Source organism: Pseudobdellovibrionaceae bacterium (assembly GCA_023898385.1).
Taxonomy (GTDB): Bacteria; Bdellovibrionota; Bdellovibrionia; order Bdellovibrionales; family UBA1609.
In genome coordinates, this window is sequence record CP060220.1 from 2,439,400 (window position 1) to 2,457,490 (window position 18,091).

At 45.9% G+C, this 18,091-nt stretch carries 17 protein-coding genes; all 17 read left to right on the top strand.

All coding sequences use genetic code 11. From position 1 onward, the window contains the following. Positions 1 to 42: 42 nt before the first annotated feature. The 17 genes from H6626_11095 (at position 43) to H6626_11175 (ending at position 18,088) form a co-directional block, all read left to right on the top strand. The gene (locus H6626_11095) at positions 43 to 612 is read left to right on the top strand and encodes a hypothetical protein (GenBank protein ID USN46748.1); all 570 of its coding nucleotides are present in this window, start codon (positions 43 to 45) and stop codon (positions 610 to 612) included. Further along, a complete protein-coding gene (locus tag H6626_11100; protein ID USN46749.1) occupies positions 599 to 1,507 on the top strand; it encodes a cupin domain-containing protein in 909 nt (302 codons plus the stop codon). Before H6626_11095 ends, H6626_11100 begins: the two co-directional genes overlap by 14 nt. Before the next feature lie 7 nt (positions 1,508 to 1,514). Then, on the top strand, positions 1,515 to 3,713 hold the full coding sequence (locus H6626_11105) for a HAMP domain-containing histidine kinase (GenBank protein ID USN46750.1): 2,199 nt from the start codon (positions 1,515 to 1,517) through the stop codon (positions 3,711 to 3,713). 238 nt (positions 3,714 to 3,951) lie between these two features. Next, positions 3,952 to 4,833 (top strand): UTP--glucose-1-phosphate uridylyltransferase GalU, encoded by an 882-nt coding sequence (gene galU / locus H6626_11110; protein USN46751.1) that lies wholly within the window; start codon positions 3,952 to 3,954, stop codon positions 4,831 to 4,833. A gap of 10 nt (positions 4,834 to 4,843) precedes the next feature. Then, positions 4,844 to 5,713, top strand: coding sequence for a hypothetical protein (locus H6626_11115; GenBank protein ID USN46752.1), 870 nt, complete (start codon positions 4,844 to 4,846; stop codon positions 5,711 to 5,713). Between the two features lie 75 nt (positions 5,714 to 5,788). Continuing rightward, positions 5,789 to 7,786, top strand: coding sequence for a primosomal protein N' (priA, locus tag H6626_11120; protein USN49010.1), 1,998 nt, complete (start codon positions 5,789 to 5,791; stop codon positions 7,784 to 7,786). A 93-nt stretch (positions 7,787 to 7,879) separates the two neighbouring features. Continuing rightward, positions 7,880 to 8,746 (top strand): hypothetical protein, encoded by an 867-nt coding sequence (locus H6626_11125; GenBank protein USN46753.1) that lies wholly within the window; start codon positions 7,880 to 7,882, stop codon positions 8,744 to 8,746. Between the two features lie 32 nt (positions 8,747 to 8,778). Continuing rightward, positions 8,779 to 9,897 carry an NAD(P)-binding protein gene (locus H6626_11130; protein ID USN46754.1) on the top strand — a complete coding sequence of 373 codons (1,119 nt, stop codon included), beginning with the start codon at positions 8,779 to 8,781 and terminating at the stop codon, positions 9,895 to 9,897. 95 nt (positions 9,898 to 9,992) lie between these two features. Beyond that, positions 9,993 to 10,934 (top strand): 30S ribosomal protein S2, encoded by a 942-nt coding sequence (rpsB, locus tag H6626_11135; GenBank protein USN46755.1) that lies wholly within the window; start codon positions 9,993 to 9,995, stop codon positions 10,932 to 10,934. 97 nt (positions 10,935 to 11,031) lie between these two features. Continuing rightward, entirely contained in the window at positions 11,032 to 11,682 is a 651-nt protein-coding gene (gene tsf / locus H6626_11140; GenBank protein USN46756.1) for a translation elongation factor Ts, read from the top strand. A gap of 5 nt (positions 11,683 to 11,687) precedes the next feature. After that, complete coding sequence (locus tag H6626_11145; GenBank protein ID USN46757.1) at positions 11,688 to 12,407, top strand: UMP kinase; 720 nt, start codon at positions 11,688 to 11,690, stop codon at positions 12,405 to 12,407. Between the two features lie 17 nt (positions 12,408 to 12,424). Continuing rightward, positions 12,425 to 12,982 (top strand): ribosome recycling factor, encoded by a 558-nt coding sequence (frr, locus tag H6626_11150; protein ID USN46758.1) that lies wholly within the window; start codon positions 12,425 to 12,427, stop codon positions 12,980 to 12,982. A 53-nt stretch (positions 12,983 to 13,035) separates the two neighbouring features. Continuing rightward, a complete protein-coding gene (gene uppS / locus H6626_11155; protein ID USN49011.1) occupies positions 13,036 to 13,773 on the top strand; it encodes a di-trans,poly-cis-decaprenylcistransferase in 738 nt (245 codons plus the stop codon). Then, on the top strand, positions 13,761 to 14,594 hold the full coding sequence (locus H6626_11160; GenBank protein USN46759.1) for a phosphatidate cytidylyltransferase: 834 nt from the start codon (positions 13,761 to 13,763) through the stop codon (positions 14,592 to 14,594). Before uppS ends, H6626_11160 begins: the two co-directional genes overlap by 13 nt. Positions 14,595 to 14,661: 67 nt before the next feature. Further along, entirely contained in the window at positions 14,662 to 16,341 is a 1,680-nt protein-coding gene (gene rseP, locus H6626_11165; GenBank protein ID USN46760.1) for an RIP metalloprotease RseP, read from the top strand. A gap of 3 nt (positions 16,342 to 16,344) precedes the next feature. After that, positions 16,345 to 17,085, top strand: coding sequence for a tRNA (adenosine(37)-N6)-threonylcarbamoyltransferase complex dimerization subunit type 1 TsaB (gene tsaB, locus H6626_11170; protein ID USN46761.1), 741 nt, complete (start codon positions 16,345 to 16,347; stop codon positions 17,083 to 17,085). Positions 17,086 to 17,119: 34 nt separating this feature from the next. After that, entirely contained in the window at positions 17,120 to 18,088 is a 969-nt protein-coding gene (locus H6626_11175) for an AAA family ATPase (GenBank protein USN46762.1), read from the top strand. The last annotated feature ends 3 nt before the right edge of the window (positions 18,089 to 18,091 follow it).

Sequence of the window (18,091 nt, forward strand, 5' to 3'; positions counted from 1 at the left end):
AAAATCGCGGGATGCAATGAGCGACATTTTGGGGGCGGGGAATTGTTTCGAAGTGTAATTGTGTTCGCAATCTTTATTTTGTTTTGCTTTTCTTTTAGTGACTCGGCTTTAGCTAGAGATTCATACATTGAATCTCGTTTTCAAGCCCTTAAGTGTCAAAGTGAGCTATCTGAATCACTTGCCTTTAGAACCTTGATGACTGAGTTTGAGTCTGAGTTGCGGTCGGCCTTTCACATTCGCTTTGAGCATTTCTCTGTTTCAGACATAAAACCCCATAAAATATTTTTGGCCACCCTTGAAAAATCGGGGGTTCAAATTGTCGTGGTTGAACGCGACGCTCTACCCGATCACGAAAACGATTTTTTAGAAAGATTTTTGGTCTTCTCAGAAGACGTCACCGTTTTTCCAAAGCGCCTCTTTCGCACAGTAACAACCGGGCTCCGAAGACATTGGGCCGAAAACATCAACCAATCTCTGCACGGCCAATGGATACTCCTCGAAGATGGCCGCCGCCTAAAGATCGTGCGAAACGATGGCCCGATCATCCCGTATGTCGATTCAAAGTGGACCGTCGAAGTTGTATATCCAAGTCGAGTGGATGGTAGTTTTTGACGACATAAAAGACGGGAACACGGTCTATCAGTTAAAATTTGCTTTAAGATTATGGGGGTTTGACTTTGATTCGTTGTGGGGACACTTCGCCCAAAGGTACCCTTTAGCTCCAGTCCTGGCACAATATTTGCCTGATTCTCCTGAGGAACGCTTTTTATCACTTGTGCTGGCGGAAAACGCCCGCCTAAGTTTACAACCATGTAATTCTTATCTCCCGCACCTGAAGGACGGCTTTATCGTGAAGATCAATAACCTATCCTCGACCTTTGCTCAAATATCGATTTTGTTTTTCCTTGTTGGTTTTTCAATGCAAACTTTTGCCGGCCAGTCGAAAAATTTATTTAGTAAATGCAAATCTGTACTTGCAGCTTTTAAGGAGAGAAAGATGAAAAATGATTCTGAAACCATCATTGAACAACTTAAGTTACAGCCATTACCGGGCGAAGGTGGTTATTTTCGGGAAACATATCGGAGCAGTCTTTCTGTTGACACGCCCCTTACCTCCGGCGGGCCTCAAGAGACGAGAAATGTTAGCACTGCTATTTACTATTTGGTCACCCCAGATAGTTTCTCTTCCCTACATAGATTACCCCAAGATGAAATATTTCATTTTTATTCTGGAGACCCTGCCGAAATGATTTTGATTTATCCCGACGGACACCATGAGATTAAAACCTTGGGTAATCAAATCGAGCTTGGCGAAACCCCTCAAGTGATTGTCCCTGCTGGGGTTTGGCAGGCAACCCGGCTAAAATATGATTCGGGAAGATACGCACTCATGGGCACCACCGTCTCACCAGGATTTGAATTTAAAGACATGGAACTAATCGAAGCCGATGCTGCTCGCGAGAGATTTGATTTTATTCCAGATGTCATTCAACGGTTTATTAAATAAAATAAAAATGGTTCGGTGTAATTTTTCAAAGAAGATATTTCTTTCAATTTTTGTCACAACAGTCGTCATTACCACTGGGATTGTCGGGGTACTATACTATTATTCCTTACATTGGACAAAAACTAGATTCGTAAGCCGATACAGTGTCCTCACCAATGTCCTTGGCGATACCCTGAAACAACTTGAGAGAACAACAGATATTTTAATGATGAATGCCGCGAAAGTCGTTAAGATCGTTGACTCTGACAACGGCATACTTTCCACGGAAGCCCTTAAGTCTCTGACCTACGACTTAAACATCACCCACCTGTTCATCATAGATCGTCAGGGGCAGTTTATCCGATCCACAAATGAAGATCCTGCGCTGATCCCTAATCTGTTTTCTTTTTGTGACGGGTACAGAGGATTATTGGCTGGTACTGATAGCTTTCAGCGCGTTCCCATTATTCCACCAATTCCAGAGCCAAATCCGTATAAATTTCTAATTATCCCAAACCAGGATCGATCGCGCCTAATCGAAGTTGCCGTAAAGGCTGACTTCATAGGCGAGACTATGACCCGAGCTTTGTCTAAAGACAGTAATGTATTGGAGCTTGGCCTCTACTCTCCCAATGGTACCAATCTTGGTTTTTTTGGCAAGGAAGGGCGAGAATATCAAAAATCCATCGAGAGTCCTGCGAACTTCCGCTTTGATAGCCCTATTGAAGATAACAACCACTTCTTGTTTTTTACAAGGGTCGACTCAAGTCAACCCTACTGCTGTCAGTGTAAAAAATCCGGTTTAACTCGAGACGGGGAATATTATTACATTCTGCGGGCGAAAATCGACAAGTCGGAAATGAATGCTTCGATGAAAAATCTCAACGTTATTTTTGGCTCTCTTTTGGGCTTGAGCTTTTTGCTCAGCCTGATTTTTTCAAGACAACTTTCAATGAAGCTAGTTGAAAATATAAATGTTATAAACAGCAAAGTTAAAGAGATTCTTGATTCGGGCAACCTGGGGTTAAGGCTAGAGATGAAGGGCAATGATGAAGTGTCGGACCTTGCCGAGAATTTTGACAAAATGACAGAATCGCTAGAACGCTCACAGATAAAACTGTTAGATTCACAAAAAGCCCAATTGTTGTATGAATTGGCCAAGAAGGTCGCCCATGACATCCGATCGCCTTTGATGGCTCTAGAAATCGGACTGAAAGATATTGACGCAATCCCTGAAGAACGCCGAAATCTGATTAAATCAGCAAATAAAAGAATCCATGAAATAGCCACTGACCTTTTGAGGCAACATAAAAAACCAAACAAAGAAGCTGTTAAGGGGGCCGCACCCTATGCACCCCACATTGTATCTTGCTTGTTGATGGATATTTTCAGGGAAAAGCAAATGGAGATTGGGACAAATAATAGTAGCCTTATTTCGCTTAACATCTCTAACGACGCATATTTTCTAGTTGCCACAGTTGGTGAGTCTGAATTTAAAAGTTTGATGTCTAATCTAATAAATAACGCGCTCGAATCTGTGAAAAAGAAAGGTCATGATGAAGGAAGGGTCTGGGTAGAGCTGAAGCCCTCAAGTTCATCACAACTTGAGGTCTGTGTTTTTGATAACGGACTAGGTTTTTCAGAAGAAATCTTGGATTTGTTGGGCAAAAGAGAAATATCGTGGGGTAAGGGCGGCGACCCGACGGAGTCTGGTTCCGGCCTGGGTGTCTATAATGCTTGTAGAATCGTAAACTCACATGGTGGTTCAATATCATTTTCCAATAATGTGAATTCGGGGGCCAAAGTATCGATAAAATTGCCCTGCGCTAAAAAGCCAACTTGGATGGGCACTAGTATTGACCTAAAGGGCTTCTCTTCTCTGGTAGTTTTTGACGATGACCCGTCGGTTCACGACGCCTGGAACTCCCGATTAAAAGACTTGGTTGGACCTAATGAGGAATGGACTCTATTAAATTTTAATAGACTAGACGACTTTAGAAGATTTCTAGCGCAGGGATTTCCCAAAAATGCATTGTTTTTAGTTGATTATCATATCGCAAATACAGAGGTGACGGGCCTGGACGTAATCGAAGCTTTTGGAATTTCAGATTTATCCTTCTTGGTAACTAACGCTTTCCAAGATCATGAGGTCATTGCCTCATGTAATCGGAGAAACATTAAGATCATTCCTAAGCCACTTGTACCCTTCGTGCCCATACAGCATTAACTTGACGACCCGCTGATATTTTTTTGAAAAGTGAAAGAACTTTGATACTCAGCGTGTCGAAGTGCTGGGGCGGAGGCGGGCCTGGTGTGTGGCCGGCGAGTTCCGCGAAGCGGGTGTTTGAGTCCGCCCGCGCACCAGGCCCGCCTCCGTCCCGGCACTTCGACACGCTGAGCATCAAACCCCACTATTCCCACTGTCGTGACTAGACGTAGCTCAACCTGTATGATCTTTTGTGGTTATGAAAAAAGTGAAAAAAGCCCTTATTCCTGCGGCCGGTTTGGGCACCCGTTTTTTACCCGCAACTAAGACTGTTCCTAAAGAAATGCTTCCTATCGTGGATCGTCCGATACTTTTGTATATCGTCGAAGAAGCCGTCCGATCTGGGATTGAAGACATTGTGATCGTCGCTGGTCGCGGCAAAACAGCCATCGAAGATTTTTTTGATCGTTCTTATGAACTTGAAGATACCTTGGAAAAAGCAGGTAAGACCGACCTGCTTGAGACTATTGCGAGCATCAAAAATATGGCAAACATTGTTAGCATTCGCCAGAAACAAGCACTGGGTTTGGGACATGCCGTGTATACAGGCCGACCGGTCATTGGTGACGAACCCTTTGCTGTATTGCTGGGTGACGAGCTGATGATTCGAAAAGAAGGGCACCCAGAGTGCACCCAACAACTCACCGATGTTTATGAAGAGACTCAGCAATCTGTAGTGGCAGTTATGGAAGTGGCTGCCGACCAGGTTCATAAATACGGGATCATTGAGTGCGAACAAATATCTGATCATCGGCACAAGGTTTTATCAGTGGTTGAAAAACCGACTGTTGCTGATGCACCAAGCCGTTTGGCCTTACCGGGTCGCTATGTTTTTACCAAAGAGATTTTTGACTACTTGAAAAACACTCGGCCCGGTAAAAACGGCGAAATTCAACTCACTGACGGCATGACCGAGCTTGCGAAAAAGCAAGGACTGCTGGCAACACTTTTTCACGCTCAACGTTTTGATGCCGGCGATAAGCTCGGTTACCTGCAAGCCAATCTCGAGTTAGCTTTAACTCGAGATGATTTGGCTGAACCTGTTCGAAATTATTTAAAATCGCTTTGTTCTCAACTTTAGGAGCCGAATTGTGAAATCATTGATTGGCGGAATTATTTGGATGTTGTTTTTTGTTCCTGTAGCGACCTATGCCTATGTACCTAAGTTCTGGCATATCATGTCTCGAACGGCTGAAAATCATGGTCGTGGGATTTACCGCATCAATCAAGATGTCATTTTGCTTGGCGAAGCCGAGCCGCTGACCCTACACGAAACATGGACCGTAGAAAGCGAAAACTCCATGCGCCTTGATGTGACCGGTCGAGGCAAGTTGGCTGGTGCCATCCAGCTTACGTTTATTTATGACGGCACGGCTCGGTACTTTGTTGATAAATCGGGGCAAAAGAAGGCGGTTCGTCCCTCCAGTGATTGGCATGAACCCTATTTTCAGTTTCGCTTTTCTAAAAATATTAAACCCATCATGAAAGCCCACAACATGATCCCAGCCTCGGCCCTTGAGCGCCCCGGTCGCCTGCGAAGCATTGAAGAGATTAAGCACGACCCACAGGACTTTGTTCGTCTGGCTCGCGTAGGCGGAACAGTGGCCTATGGAATCGGCACACCCACTCCAGCCAACGCGACAGAAAATTTGCCAGGCCTTTGGATCGAACAAGATAAATTTGTGGTAACGAAACTACGACTGCCCTCGCAACTTGAAGTGACAGCGTCAAATTATGTTCGTCATACCAACGATTTTTGGCTTCCCAGTATTAGAGAAATGTCCTGGCCAGGTCACCAAGCCCGTATTCGGGTCACTGATGTAAAGCCTTTGGGTTACTCGAAAACGGCCAAGGGTGAACTTAACCCCAGAATTCTCGACGACAGCAAGAACCGCTCGCAGCTGGCCGCTCAGTGGCCAGAGGACACGTTGGTTCAAGATTTTTATAACAGATTTCGTTGATCACTGAGGCTATCGTTGGACACTCCATTTACTCCATCAAATGAGGGCATAGAAGTCGCAGTGGATGCACCGTTGATGGAGCCCCTCACTTACAAAAATCGAGACAACCCCCCTTGCGCTAGAGGTACGTCTGTTATTGTGCCTCTGGGCTCAAGAAAAGTGAAAGCGGTGGTCTTGGGATTTTCAAAACCCTCGGGTGAGTACGAACTCAAGCCCATTGAAACCACCGACCCTTCGCGCCCGGCCCTTCCTGATCGGTTTATTAGATGGGCTCAGTGGCTTTCAAAATATTATCTCCACCCGATTGGCCAGGTGATTAACTCGGCCTTTCCACCGCTTAAACGTCTAGAAAAAGAGAGGGCCTCAAAAAAATCGCCCGTGGTGCCACAAGTAGAGACTTCATCACCACCTGATCTTACGGAGGGACAAAAATCTTGCTATCAGAATATTTCTTCCGAACAGGGTTTTAATGTGCACCTTCTCCACGGAGTCACTGGCTCAGGTAAGACTGAGGTATATTTACACTTGATTGAAGACGTACTTCAACAAGGCCAGCAGGCCTTGGTGTTGGTGCCTGAAATTTCATTGACACCCCAATTGATTGCTCGATTCTCGGCGAGGTTTCCAGATCAGGTTGCAGTCATTCATTCGCATTTAACCAGCCGTGAAAAGACCAACCAATGGTGGGAAGTTGTTGAAGGCAATAAAAAAATATTAGTGGGGGCTCGCTCGGCCATGTTTTGCCCCCTCGACAACCTGGGGTTGATTGTCATCGATGAAGAGCACGAACCCAGCTTTAAACAAGAAGAAAAGCTCAAATACCACGCCCGCGATGCTGCCGTGATGCTTGCTAAAATACACGACTGCCCCATTGTATTGGGGTCTGCAACGCCAAGCCTTGAATCGTGGCACAATGCTCAACTTGGAAAATATAAACTCCACCAGATGAAAAATAGAGTTTCTGAACGAAAAATGCCCGAGATTACTGTGGTAGATATGCGACAAAAGCGTCGAGATCAGAAGCGAGAAAAAAACGAAAATACGACGATTAAAGAAAGTGACCTTCCGTTTTGGCTCAGTGAAGAGCTCTTTGAAAAAATGAAACACACCTATGAGCAAGGCGAACAAACGGCGCTTTTTCTTAATCGGCGTGGCGTAGCTCAGACCACTCAATGCTCAAGCTGTGGATATGTTTATGAGTGCCCAAATTGTGCCATTAGCCTGACCTTGCACGGCAAGCGGGACTTGGTTTGTCACTACTGCAACTACACGGACCGTTTGGGTGACGTTTGCCCGCAATGTCATGAAGGTGATGTGACTCCCCTCGGCCTAGGCACTGAGCTTGTGGAGTCGGATATTCAAAAACTCTTTCCCGATGCCGTGGTTGCGCGGGCCGATCGAGACGAGATTCAAAATCGTGAAGATTTAGAAGATCTCATTTTGCGAATGGAAACCGGTCAAATTCAGTTTCTAATCGGCACTCAGATGATTGCAAAAGGACTGGATTTTCCGTTTCTCCGCCTTGTCGGTATGGTGATGGCCGATGTGGGCTTTAATCTTCCTGATTTTCGTACCTCAGAAAGAAGTTTTCAGCTGCTCACACAAGTCGCAGGACGCTCCGGAAGGCACGGAGAAAAAATCGGACAAGTGGTCATACAAACCTATAATCCTGAACACGTGAGTATCACTTTTACCCAACAAAATGATTACGAAGGTTTTGCCGAACACGAACTCCAATTGCGCCAAGAGCTGCACTACCCCCCATTTGGTCGGCTGGCCTCTTTGCGAATTCAAGGCATGCATCACGACCGGGTAGAAAGAGCTTCTGACACTTTGCAGAGGCGAGCCATGCACCTTAAAGAAATCATGCCCGAATATGACGATGTTTCGGTGCTCGGCCCCACCCCCTCGCCAATAGCCAAGCTCAGGGGTAAATTTCGATATTTACTTCTTTTAAAAGGGCCCAATGCCCACGTAATTAACCAGTACTGCCGGCAGCTTGTGGCCACTACAAAGTGGGCTGGAACCGGCGTCAAGATCCAAGTGGATATAGACCCACTAAATATGCTTTAAATTTGGATCGCCCAGTAAGGCTAAAGGCTGGATTGATGAACACGCCTAAATTGTGGTCTAATAAATTTTAGACTTTTACGGAATACTGTTTATATGGCTGGACCGGCTCAACAAAAGATCAAGTGTCCCCGCTGTGGCATGGCCACCAGTGATATCCTACATATTGATGCGGGCATGCGTTTGGCATTACAGACAACTTCAGAAGGACAAACTGGTGAAGTGCCTGCCGAAGTTTGTCATAATTGCTACAAAAGCCTCTCAAGCATGGTTTCTAAGGGCGTCGCCCTACGCATGGAAGAACAAGCCAAAGCAAAAAATCGGCAAATGATGTGGAAAAGTCGCGTGGGTCTGGTCAGAAGAGCTCGACAGTTGATGGAGGTAAAAGCCTTTTCAGATGCAGCAATCACCTATGAAAAATACCTTCGCGTTCTAGAGATCACCCATGAGTTACAAAAAGGCAAGCTCAACCCCGATGTTTTTGGTAAATCGGATCGCTCAAAAGAACTCACCGTTGTGACATCCGTGTATTTGGACTTACTGCGTATTTACGACACGAGCCCCGCGTACTCTTCAAGAATGGAAGACGCTGCACGAAAGCTGGCTCTATTTGCTCCCTATAGCCCCATTTATCCAGATGTGGTCAGAAAAGCCGAAATCTTTTCTCGCTCGGCAAAGCATCCAGATATTGTTAAGTTATTTTTAAAACAAAGTCGAAAAAACCGGCCACGATGTTTTGTGGCGACGGCCGTCTTTGGCTATCCCCATGCTCCAGAGGTGATTTATTTGAGACAATTTAGGGATCGGGTTTTAAAACAACATCCATGGGGCCGACGCTTTACTTTTTATTATTATCGATTTTCGCCATCAGTGGCGCAAAAATTAGCCCACAGACCCGGTTTGCGCCGAATGGCTCGGCGCGGGCTGCAATTTCTGGTTTTTCTGCTTAAAAAATTGTCTTGATAATTTTGTCTATTTTGAGCGATCGTAGGGCCATGGCAAAAAATAAAACTTATGACTATGTAATTGTTGGATCAGGATTTTGCGGCATTTTGTTGGCCTCATCATTAAACCGCGCTGGCTTTGAAGTATTAGTATTAGAAAGTGGCAACATCTACACCGGCGCCACTAGCGGTTCTGAAGAATTAAAGGCGGAATTGGATTTTCTAAGTGCATCGCCTGAAAATTTTGAATTGGTGCAATGGTTGAGCGAACAATTCAACGTCGGTCAGGCTCCTCGGACCGTCGAACTTTCACCGGTGACGTTTGATGGTGGCCAATTTAAGGCCTTCCTCGGCTTTGGCGGTCGGAAATTTCAGACCTCTGATGAAATCAGTTATTTTAACAACAGTCAGTGCCTTGTCACTTCTGACTCCCCTCAGTCTTGGTGGGAGACCATTAATGCGGCCTACGCCGGTGATCGAATGAGTCCTGCTGAGGTCACTGCGATAACTGCGAAAGGTAAATCTATTGAAAATCTCGTTGTAAACGGTGCCACAACCGTGTCTGCCAAAAATTTTGTGTTCACACAGTCACCAAAAGATTTATCTGAACTCATTCCAATGGATCATAATTTTAAAGGCCGGCAAAAATTAGCCAAAGCTCGAGCGTGGACAGCAATCACCCTGGAGTATGTTCACAGCATTCCCCAATCAGAGAATCGGGCCTTTCATTTTCTAATGGGCACCAAAGACGATGCCGAACCCATTGTGGGTCGCTTTTTTGATCCCACATCCGATGGCCTACAGAAGTCCCAGTGGATGACTCTTTGCGCTTCAGATCTAACTGAAGACGACGAATATGTCGGTGGCGTCATTCGGCACATGAAACGGCAAATCAAACGGGCCTATGGCGAAGCCTTGGACCACCTCAACTGGGAAAAAATTACGGTCCACCCGCACAGCCACGGCCATTTGGATGTGAACTTCAAAAATCCCGGCCAGTTGGCTGATTTTGAGAACCTCTACGCCATCAGTCACTTGGTGGACACGCAACCCGGACTCAGTGGCCGACTAAATAGCGCCATTTCGTTTCTAAAGGCCATCGGGGCCCAGTCCGAAGTGGCCGCTCCGGCTCAGGATGTGCCACTTGCACACCCTGAGGCTTCGTGTTAAGGGTACGCCCATTAATTACACACCCTCCACACTCTCCTGGTGCCCAATAAGGGTCTATTGATGTGGTTGGGGCGGTCTAACCAGAGAGGTACAATATGGCGACCATTACCATGAAAGACATGCTCGATGCGGGCGTGCACTTTGGACATCAAACACAACGCTGGAATCCCAAAATGAAGCCCTATGTTTATACGGCTCGCGGGGGCATTCACATCATCGATCTACAAAAGTCAGTAGGCCGTGCTCAGCAAGCCGCCGACTTTGTAAAAACCATTGCCGCGCGCGGCGGTCGAATGATCTTTGTTGGAACCAAAAAACAAGCCACTGATCCTATCCAAGAAGCCGCCAGCAAGTGTGGTCAGTATTACGTCACCAAGAGATGGCTTGGCGGAATGCTCACTAACTTTCAAACCATCCAATCAAGCGTTTCTCGATTAAAAAAGATTGATCAAATGCGTGAAAAAGGTGAGTTGGAATTTTTCTCTAAGAAAGAACGCGCTCGTATCGAAAAAGACTACGAACGTCTTAGCTCTTACCTTGATGGCATTCGTGACATGAAAGATAACCCGGCTTGTCTTTTTGTTGTTGATATCAATAAAGAACACATTGCCGTAGCTGAAGCTCGCCGTTTGGGTATTCCCGTTGTGGCTATCGCTGACACCAACGTCGATCCAGAAACCGTAGATTACCCTATTCCTGGTAATGACGATGCTATTCGCTCTATTAAGCTTTTTGCTAACTTAATGGCTGAATCCTACCTTGAGGGTGCCGACCAGTATAGAGAGCTCCAAAAAGCCGAATCTGACCGACGAGCCCAAGAACAAGCCGCCTCAGAAAAAGCCAAATCCGCTGAAGAGAAAGTCACTGCGAAGGCGTCTGCAGATGGTGGACCTGCCGTTGTGAAAGTTTCTAAGGGCCGTAAACTAGTTGCCGCCGGTACTGCTGAAGAAGTGGAAATCGCAATGGAACTAGAGTCTAAAACTGACGATGCTGACGCCACTCCGGAAGACACTACTGAAGAGTCTACTGAAGCCTAAGGTTTAGTTTTTTTCTGACTGTTAAAATATTCAATGAATTTGCGGCCCTCAATTGGGCCGCTGAAATTGGCTGACGAATCAATGAAAGGGCAAGACAATGACTATCAGCGCCTCAATGGTTAAAGAACTTCGCGAAAAAACAAGTGCCGGAATGCTCGACTGCAAAAAAGCACTGGAAGAGAGTAACGGTGACTTCGACAAAGCTGTGGAATGGTTAAGAACTAAAGGGATCACCAAGGCGGGCAAAAAATCTGGCCGTATAACTGCCGAAGGTCTTGTGCACGCTTATATCCACGGAGAGGGACGAATTGGGGTTCTTTTAGAAGTTAACTCCGAAACCGACTTTGTGGCCCGTAACGAAGAATTTCAAAGCTTCACTAAAGACATCGCCCTACACATTGCGGCCATGGCTCCTCAATATGTTCACATTGAAGAAATTCCGGAATCTGCTCGAGAAAATGAAGCCCGCATCCTTAAGGCCCGCGCCTTAGAAGAAGGAAAAAAGGCTGAGTTTTTGGACAAGATTATAGCTGGCCAACTTCAAAAGTGGGCTGCGGAGATCTGCTTACTCGATCAAAAATTCATTAAAAACCCAGACAAAACCGTGGGTGAATTCTTAAAAGAAACCATCGCTAAAATTGGCGAGAACATCGTCATCCGCCGCTTTGTTCGCTACGAATTGGGTGAAGGTCTTGAGAAGAAACAAGAGGATTTCGCAGCAGAAGTCGCTAAGCAGATTCAAGGATAATTAAGTTGGCAAAGAAAAAGCCCATATACGAACGAGTATTGCTCAAGTTAAGTGGAGAAGCCCTTGCCGGAAAAAGTGGCTCGGGCATTGACACTGAGGTTTTAGACAACATCGCCATTGACGTAAAAGAAGCTTACGACATGGGAGTTCAACTGGGTATCGTCATAGGTGGTGGCAATATTTTTCGAGGCGTCGCGGCTTCCGCCAAGGGCATGGATCGCGCCAGCTCTGACTATATGGGAATGCTTGCCACATGTATCAATGCACTTGCTGTACAAGATATCTTCGAAAAACACGGGCTTGATACTCGTGTTCAGTCGGCCATTGAAATGGCTGAGATCTCGGAGCCCTATATTCGAAGAAAAGCCATTCGCCATCTTGAAAAGGGTCGCGTGGTGATCTTTGCTGCCGGCACAGGCAATCCTTACTTCACAACTGATACCGCTGCGGCCCTTCGAGCCATGGAGATCAATGCCGACATTATTATGAAGGCCACAAAGGTCGATGGGATTTATGACAAGGATCCTGCGAAATACGAAGATGCCGTATTCTTTGAACAGCTTTCGTATATCGACGTGCTCAACAGAGGCCTTCAAGTTATGGATTCAACAGCGATTAGCCTTTGCATGGACAACAAGCTACCTATTTTAACATTTAACTTGAACGTACGTGGCAATATCGCGCGCGTGATTCAAGGTGAACCCATAGGCACTAAGGTCAATTAGTCCGGAGAGGGAGTGGTATGATTGACGCTATTAAAACATCGACGAAAGACAGAATGGAAAAAGCCATGGCGGCGTTGTCTGGCGAGCTAAAAAAAGTTCGAACCGGGCGGGCTCAGGTTTCTATGCTTGATAGCATACGAGTTGATTATTACGGAAACCCCACGCCATTAAACCAAGTGGCGTCCATCTCTTGCCCTGATGCTAAGTCATTTTTGATCGCCCCATGGGAAACAAATCTTTTAAAAGATATTGAAGGGTCCATCATCCGCAGTGATGTGGGCATGACTCCTCAAAATGATGGCAAAGTGATTCGACTGAAGCTTCCAGACCTTACGGAAGAGCGACGTAAAGATCTTGTAAAGACCATTAAAAAGATCGTTGAGGACGCCCGAGTGGCCGTCCGAATGGCTCGCCGAGATGCCAACGAGGCTATTAAAAAAGCCCAAAAAGATAAAGAGATCAGCGAAGACGACCAGAAAAAGGGTACTGATGAGATTCAGAAGCTCACTGATGATTACATTAAACAGGTCGATCAAATTGGCGTTGATAAAGAAAAAGATCTAATGACCCTTTAGTTCGTATCACTGAGGACTTTGCCTTGCTTGAACCAAAGCACATTGCAATTATTATGGATGGCAACGGCCGATGGGCTGGTCGGCGTCACCATAATCGTGTGTTTGGTCACATTCGCGGTGCACGTGTAGCTAAAAAAATCATCGAGCATGCGGCAAAAATTGGGGTGCCCCATCTCACCCTATTTACGTTCAGCACCGAAAATTGGTCTCGCCCAGATGATGAAGTGAATTTTCTTATGCGGCTGCTGGTGCGCCAGCTGAACCGGGAAATCGACGCTCTTGCAAAGGACAACATTCGTTTTCGTTGTATCGGGCAAATTGCTTGCCTCCCCACTTTTGTGCAAGAAACTATTGCCCGAGTTCAAGAGGCGACTAAAAACAATACGGGCATGAATTTGGTTTTTGCTGTTAGCTACGGCGGACGTCAGGAAATCAGAAAAGCTGTGGAAAAACTGGCCGCGCTTTCGGCTTCAGGCTCCCTTCGACCTGAGGACATTACTGAAGACCTCATATCTCAAACGCTAGAATCTTCATTCTTGCCCGACCCTGATTTGATTATTCGAACAAGCGGAGAAAGTCGCATATCCAATTTCTTTTTGTGGCAGGCTGCTTATAGCGAAATCTATCTCTGCGATAAACTTTGGCCGGATTTCAACAGTACAGACCTTGATTCGGCTATAGAATACTACTGCCACCGTGAACGACGATTTGGACGCACCTCGCAACAAATCACAGAAAATGATTCTCAATCTTCCGAAGAAGGCAGAGAATTGTCTCCATGTCTGGTTTGAAAACACGAATAATCTCTGCGTTTGCCGCCCTCATACTCATTCTTGCTAGTTACTTTTATGCCGGTCGATTGGGCCTTACTGTACTTGCTGGGATGATTGTCCTTGTTGGCATATATGAGTATTCGCAGATTGCCCTTGCCCCTTTAAAACTGCCACGCGGCTACAATGTATGGTTTGTGCTTTTATGTGCATCGGCTACGGCCAGCGTTGTGGTTGCAAAACACAGTTCTTTTTTAATCTTGGGCTTTGCAGCCAGCCTTTATTTGAGCGGTGCCATGTGGATAGACCGAAAGGGTGTGGAAAACATATCGGTGTGGCGGTTTTTAACCATCGGCTTGTTCGGACTGGTTTATTTCGGCACTTTCGCCGCTGCGGCTGTTAAAATACTCGCCACTCCTCAGGGAGAACGCTGGTTTGCCCTCTTGCTCGGAATCGTTTTTGCGGGAGACATTGCCGCCTATTTTGGTGGCAAAGCTTTCGGGAAGACCAAACTCATGCCAGAAGTGTCTCCGGGTAAAACCCTGGCCGGGTCCGTTTCAGGTGTAGCAGGATCTATTGTGGCCAGCGTATTGTTGGCCCAGATGGTGTTGCCCCATCTGGCGATTTGGTTTCTTGTGGTAATGGCGGCTGTGGCTGCATTTTTTGGGCAAAGCGGCGACTTGTTGATCTCGTTGATTAAACGTATCGCCAATGTGAAAGATTCAGGGAAAATTATGCCTGGCCACGGCGGCGTGCTGGACCGCTTGGATGGAGTCATTTTGGCCGCCCCTACAATCTATGCGGCCATGGTCTATTCTGACCTCCTTTTAAATATGATATAGGACGTCTAACATAGCAAATGCGGATTAAAACCTGGTCCCTTAAGCGCGTTTTTGGTAACATTTTTTTATGGATTTTTTAGTCGGATTTTTGCAGTCAGGATTTTCAGCCATTGGCCCCTTTTTTATTTTGCTGGGGCTATTAATCTTTGTACATGAATTGGGACATTTCCTTGTGGCGCGATGGAATGGCGTGCGCGTTGAAGTGTTCAGCCTTGGTTTTGGCAAAAAAATATTTCAGTACAAAAAGGGCGATACCAATTACTGTATTTCAATTATGCCACTTGGTGGCTATGTCAAAATGTTTGGTGACGATCCCTCTGTTGAAATTCCTGATAACGAAAAACCCTATTCTTTCTTGCATCAATCTGTAGGGGCTCGAATAGCTATTGTCTTAGCTGGGCCTTTAATGAATTTGTTTTTTGCCATCTTTTTGTTTTTTGCGCTCGGTTTAATTGGCGAGCAGGTCGCCGGTACCAAACTTGGCGACATCGATTCAAATACAGCTGCATATACTGCGGGCTTCCGCTCCGGCGATAACATTCTGCAGATCAATGACAAAACTATGGCCACCTGGGTGCAAGTGAGCGATACAATTTCAGACAGTGCCGGCAAGCCGCTGTCATTTGTTCTTGATCGAAAGAACGAAGCCGTGACAGTGGTGGCCACTCCCGTGCTAACGCCTACAAATTCATTGCTAGCCCTGCGTTCTGAGGTCGGTGACATAGAGGGGCTGTCGGTTCTCTCACAATCCAGTCGGGTCAGCGTTCTTGACCCTCTAAGCCCGGCGGCCCGCGCAGGCATGATGCCAGTGGAGCAGATTTCATCAATTAATGGAGTTGAGGTTAAGACCTATCGAGATATCGATACTCAACTAGAGCGGTGGCTTCGCGGACCACGGGGACCCATAGAAATTGAAACTCAAGAGATCACCCAAGGGGATTCTCACTCTAAACGTAAAATCGTGGTGCCAGATTTTGAACCTATGAGCCCAGATCAATTATCCCAACAGCTCGGGTTTGAAACCACATCCCTAGTGATTTTTCGGCCCAAATCCGGCTCGCCGGCTGAATCGGCTGGGCTTCAGCATGGTGACCGATTGGTGATGGCCAATGGCAAACTTCTCTCTGATTTTTCTGACTTGGTCAAAGTGGTTTCTTCATTCGACGAATCTCACCCCCCCATCGAACTAAAGGTTCAGCGCCGAGAGGGCATTAAGACTTTGTCCGTCGCGCCAGAGCTGACAGATGCCCCTGGTCGTCAAGGGGCACTTGAGCGCCGTTATACCCTAGGGATCATGAGCTCTGTAGAATACACGGTTTCGTCGAAAGCGATCAATCGATACGGTTTTGTTGATTCTGTTAAACTGGGATTTGTTAAAACCTGGGAGTGGACACAAAGAATTACCCTCGGAATTGCAAAGCTTGTTCAGAACGAAGTTTCATCTAAGAATATTGGTGGTTTTATCACCATCGGCCGAGTGGCTAGCCAATCTTTTGAAATGGGAATAGACCGATTTATTCAAACAATGGCGTTGATTTCTATTAACCTGTTTTTACTTAATCTATTACCGGTTCCTGTTTTGGACGGAGGTCATCTTTTGTTTTTCACGATCGAGGCTCTGCGGGGCGCCCCTATGAGTATGCGAAAGATGGAAATCGCTCAACAAGTGGGCCTCGTGCTCTTACTGTTTTTAATGATTTTTGCTTTATTTAACGATATTTCGAATTATTTTAACTCTATTTGGTAGATTATGTTTCTTCTCTCTGTAGAAACCAGTTCGCAACTGGGAAGTCTGGCTATTATAGAGTCTACAAGCTCATCTGGTGCTCGAGTTCTGGCTTCGACACAGTGGTCTAAGTCAAAAAGCCATAGTGAAGTCATCACGGTAAAGCTTGATGAATGTTTAAGCAAAGCTGGCTTAGAGCTTTCTGGCATCACTCACCTCGCCGTGGGCCAGGGCCCTGGTAGCTTCACTGGGTTGCGTGTGGGAATTAATTTGGTCCGAACCTTAGGTTATGCCAATGATTTACCTGTGTACTCATGTAGTTCGCTTGATGTGCTCGCAAGGCCGGCTATGGTTAAGTTTCCAGATAAACCTGTATTGTGTTTAATAAATGCTTTTAGAAATCTCATGTATGCAAGCTGTTACCAATCAGTAGATTCAACGCACTCCACTCACAAATTAGTTTGGGGACCCGAAGCTATAACCGTTAAGCAATTGGAAGAACGGATTAAGTCATCACATACATGTGTAGGCAACGGATATGAGACTTTTGGAAATTGGTTGAGTGCCCCACTTAAGTCTTGGCTAGATCGAGATGAAGGTCTGGAAGATACGCCTTCAGCCACCGACTTAGGTCTTATGGCCGTTGATCCCCAACTAAAAAATGAATTTTCGTCCTGGAAATCCATAAAACCTCTTTATATTCGCGGCTCTGAAGCCGAAGAGAAACTAAGAAGCGGTTTGTTAAAACCGATTCGTGAAATTTAGTTTAAACAGTTAATAATTTTAAGGCACAAGGTTCATGTCCGGTTTGTTGAAGCTACAAAAGCCAAAAATCACGCGCGGGGTAAGAGACCCCTATTCGCAGATCATTGCCGTTGGAGGCGGCAAAGGTGGTGTGGGTAAATCTTTTCTGAGTTCAAATCTCGGAATTTTTTTAGCCAACATGGGTTTTAACACTGTGCTTGTGGACTTAGACTTGGGGAGCGCCAATCTTCACACTTGCATTGGTGAAAATTTGCCCGATCGCGGCTTTGACGATTTGTTGCTCACAGACTCAAAGAATTTGGAAGATGTTTTAACAACAACGAAAATCCCCAATCTCCGAATCGTTACCATGGCAGACAAAAATTTTAACTTCACGTCACTCAATATTGATAAGAAAAGTCAGCTCATGTCGGCCATTTTTAATCTCAAGGCCGACTTTGTTATCTTAGACCTGAGCGCTGGCATTGATGATACTACTATTGATTTTTTTCTTATGGCCCAACATCAACTGATTGCGGTCAATCCTGAGCCATCGAGCATAGAAAATGCCTATCGCTTCATGAAAGCGGCATTTTTGAGAAAAGTTAAGCGATTTGAGCGGCAATTTGATTTGACGTTGCTGCTGCAAAAACTTCAGGCCAACGCAGATAAATATCAAATCCGGCATCCTGTAGATTTGCTCAATCAGCTGGAAGAGCATGACCCTGAAGCCGCTCTTGCGCTTTTCGAGCAACTAAGAAAACTTGAATTCAAAATAGTCATGAATCAAACAAGAACTGCGAAAGACGCAGGCCTTGGCCACTCTATTAAAAGCGTAAGTCATAAATACTTTGGATTGCCCACACGCTTCATAGGTTATCTCGACTATGATAATGCGGTATGGCAGGCGCTCCGAAAGAGGCGGCCAGTAGTGCTGGAAAGTCCGCAAAGCCGGCTGTATGCTCAACTAATGACCATTGCTCGTGGAATTGTCAGTGAATCTGATGTTAAAAAGGCGGGATAAGCG

Bases quoted from the DNA above. Each gene is read 5' to 3' on its own strand.
- H6626_11100 (USN46749.1), top strand. From the start codon at position 599: ATGGTAGTTTTTGACGACATAAAAGACGGGAACACGGTCTATCAGTTA.
- H6626_11105 (USN46750.1), top strand. From the start codon at position 1,515: ATGGTTCGGTGTAATTTTTCAAAGAAGATATTTCTTTCAATTTTTGTC.
- galU (USN46751.1), top strand. From the start codon at position 3,952: ATGAAAAAAGTGAAAAAAGCCCTTATTCCTGCGGCCGGTTTGGGCACC.
- priA (USN49010.1), top strand. From the start codon at position 5,789: ATGGAGCCCCTCACTTACAAAAATCGAGACAACCCCCCTTGCGCTAGA.
- H6626_11125 (USN46753.1), top strand. From the start codon at position 7,880: ATGGCTGGACCGGCTCAACAAAAGATCAAGTGTCCCCGCTGTGGCATG.
- H6626_11130 (USN46754.1), top strand. From the start codon at position 8,779: ATGGCAAAAAATAAAACTTATGACTATGTAATTGTTGGATCAGGATTT.
- rpsB (USN46755.1), top strand. From the start codon at position 9,993: ATGGCGACCATTACCATGAAAGACATGCTCGATGCGGGCGTGCACTTT.
- tsf (USN46756.1), top strand. From the start codon at position 11,032: ATGACTATCAGCGCCTCAATGGTTAAAGAACTTCGCGAAAAAACAAGT.
- frr (USN46758.1), top strand. From the start codon at position 12,425: ATGATTGACGCTATTAAAACATCGACGAAAGACAGAATGGAAAAAGCC.
- uppS (USN49011.1), top strand. From the start codon at position 13,036: ATGGATGGCAACGGCCGATGGGCTGGTCGGCGTCACCATAATCGTGTG.
- H6626_11160 (USN46759.1), top strand. From the start codon at position 13,761: ATGTCTGGTTTGAAAACACGAATAATCTCTGCGTTTGCCGCCCTCATA.
- rseP (USN46760.1), top strand. From the start codon at position 14,662: ATGGATTTTTTAGTCGGATTTTTGCAGTCAGGATTTTCAGCCATTGGC.
- tsaB (USN46761.1), top strand. From the start codon at position 16,345: ATGTTTCTTCTCTCTGTAGAAACCAGTTCGCAACTGGGAAGTCTGGCT.
- H6626_11175 (USN46762.1), top strand. From the start codon at position 17,120: ATGTCCGGTTTGTTGAAGCTACAAAAGCCAAAAATCACGCGCGGGGTA.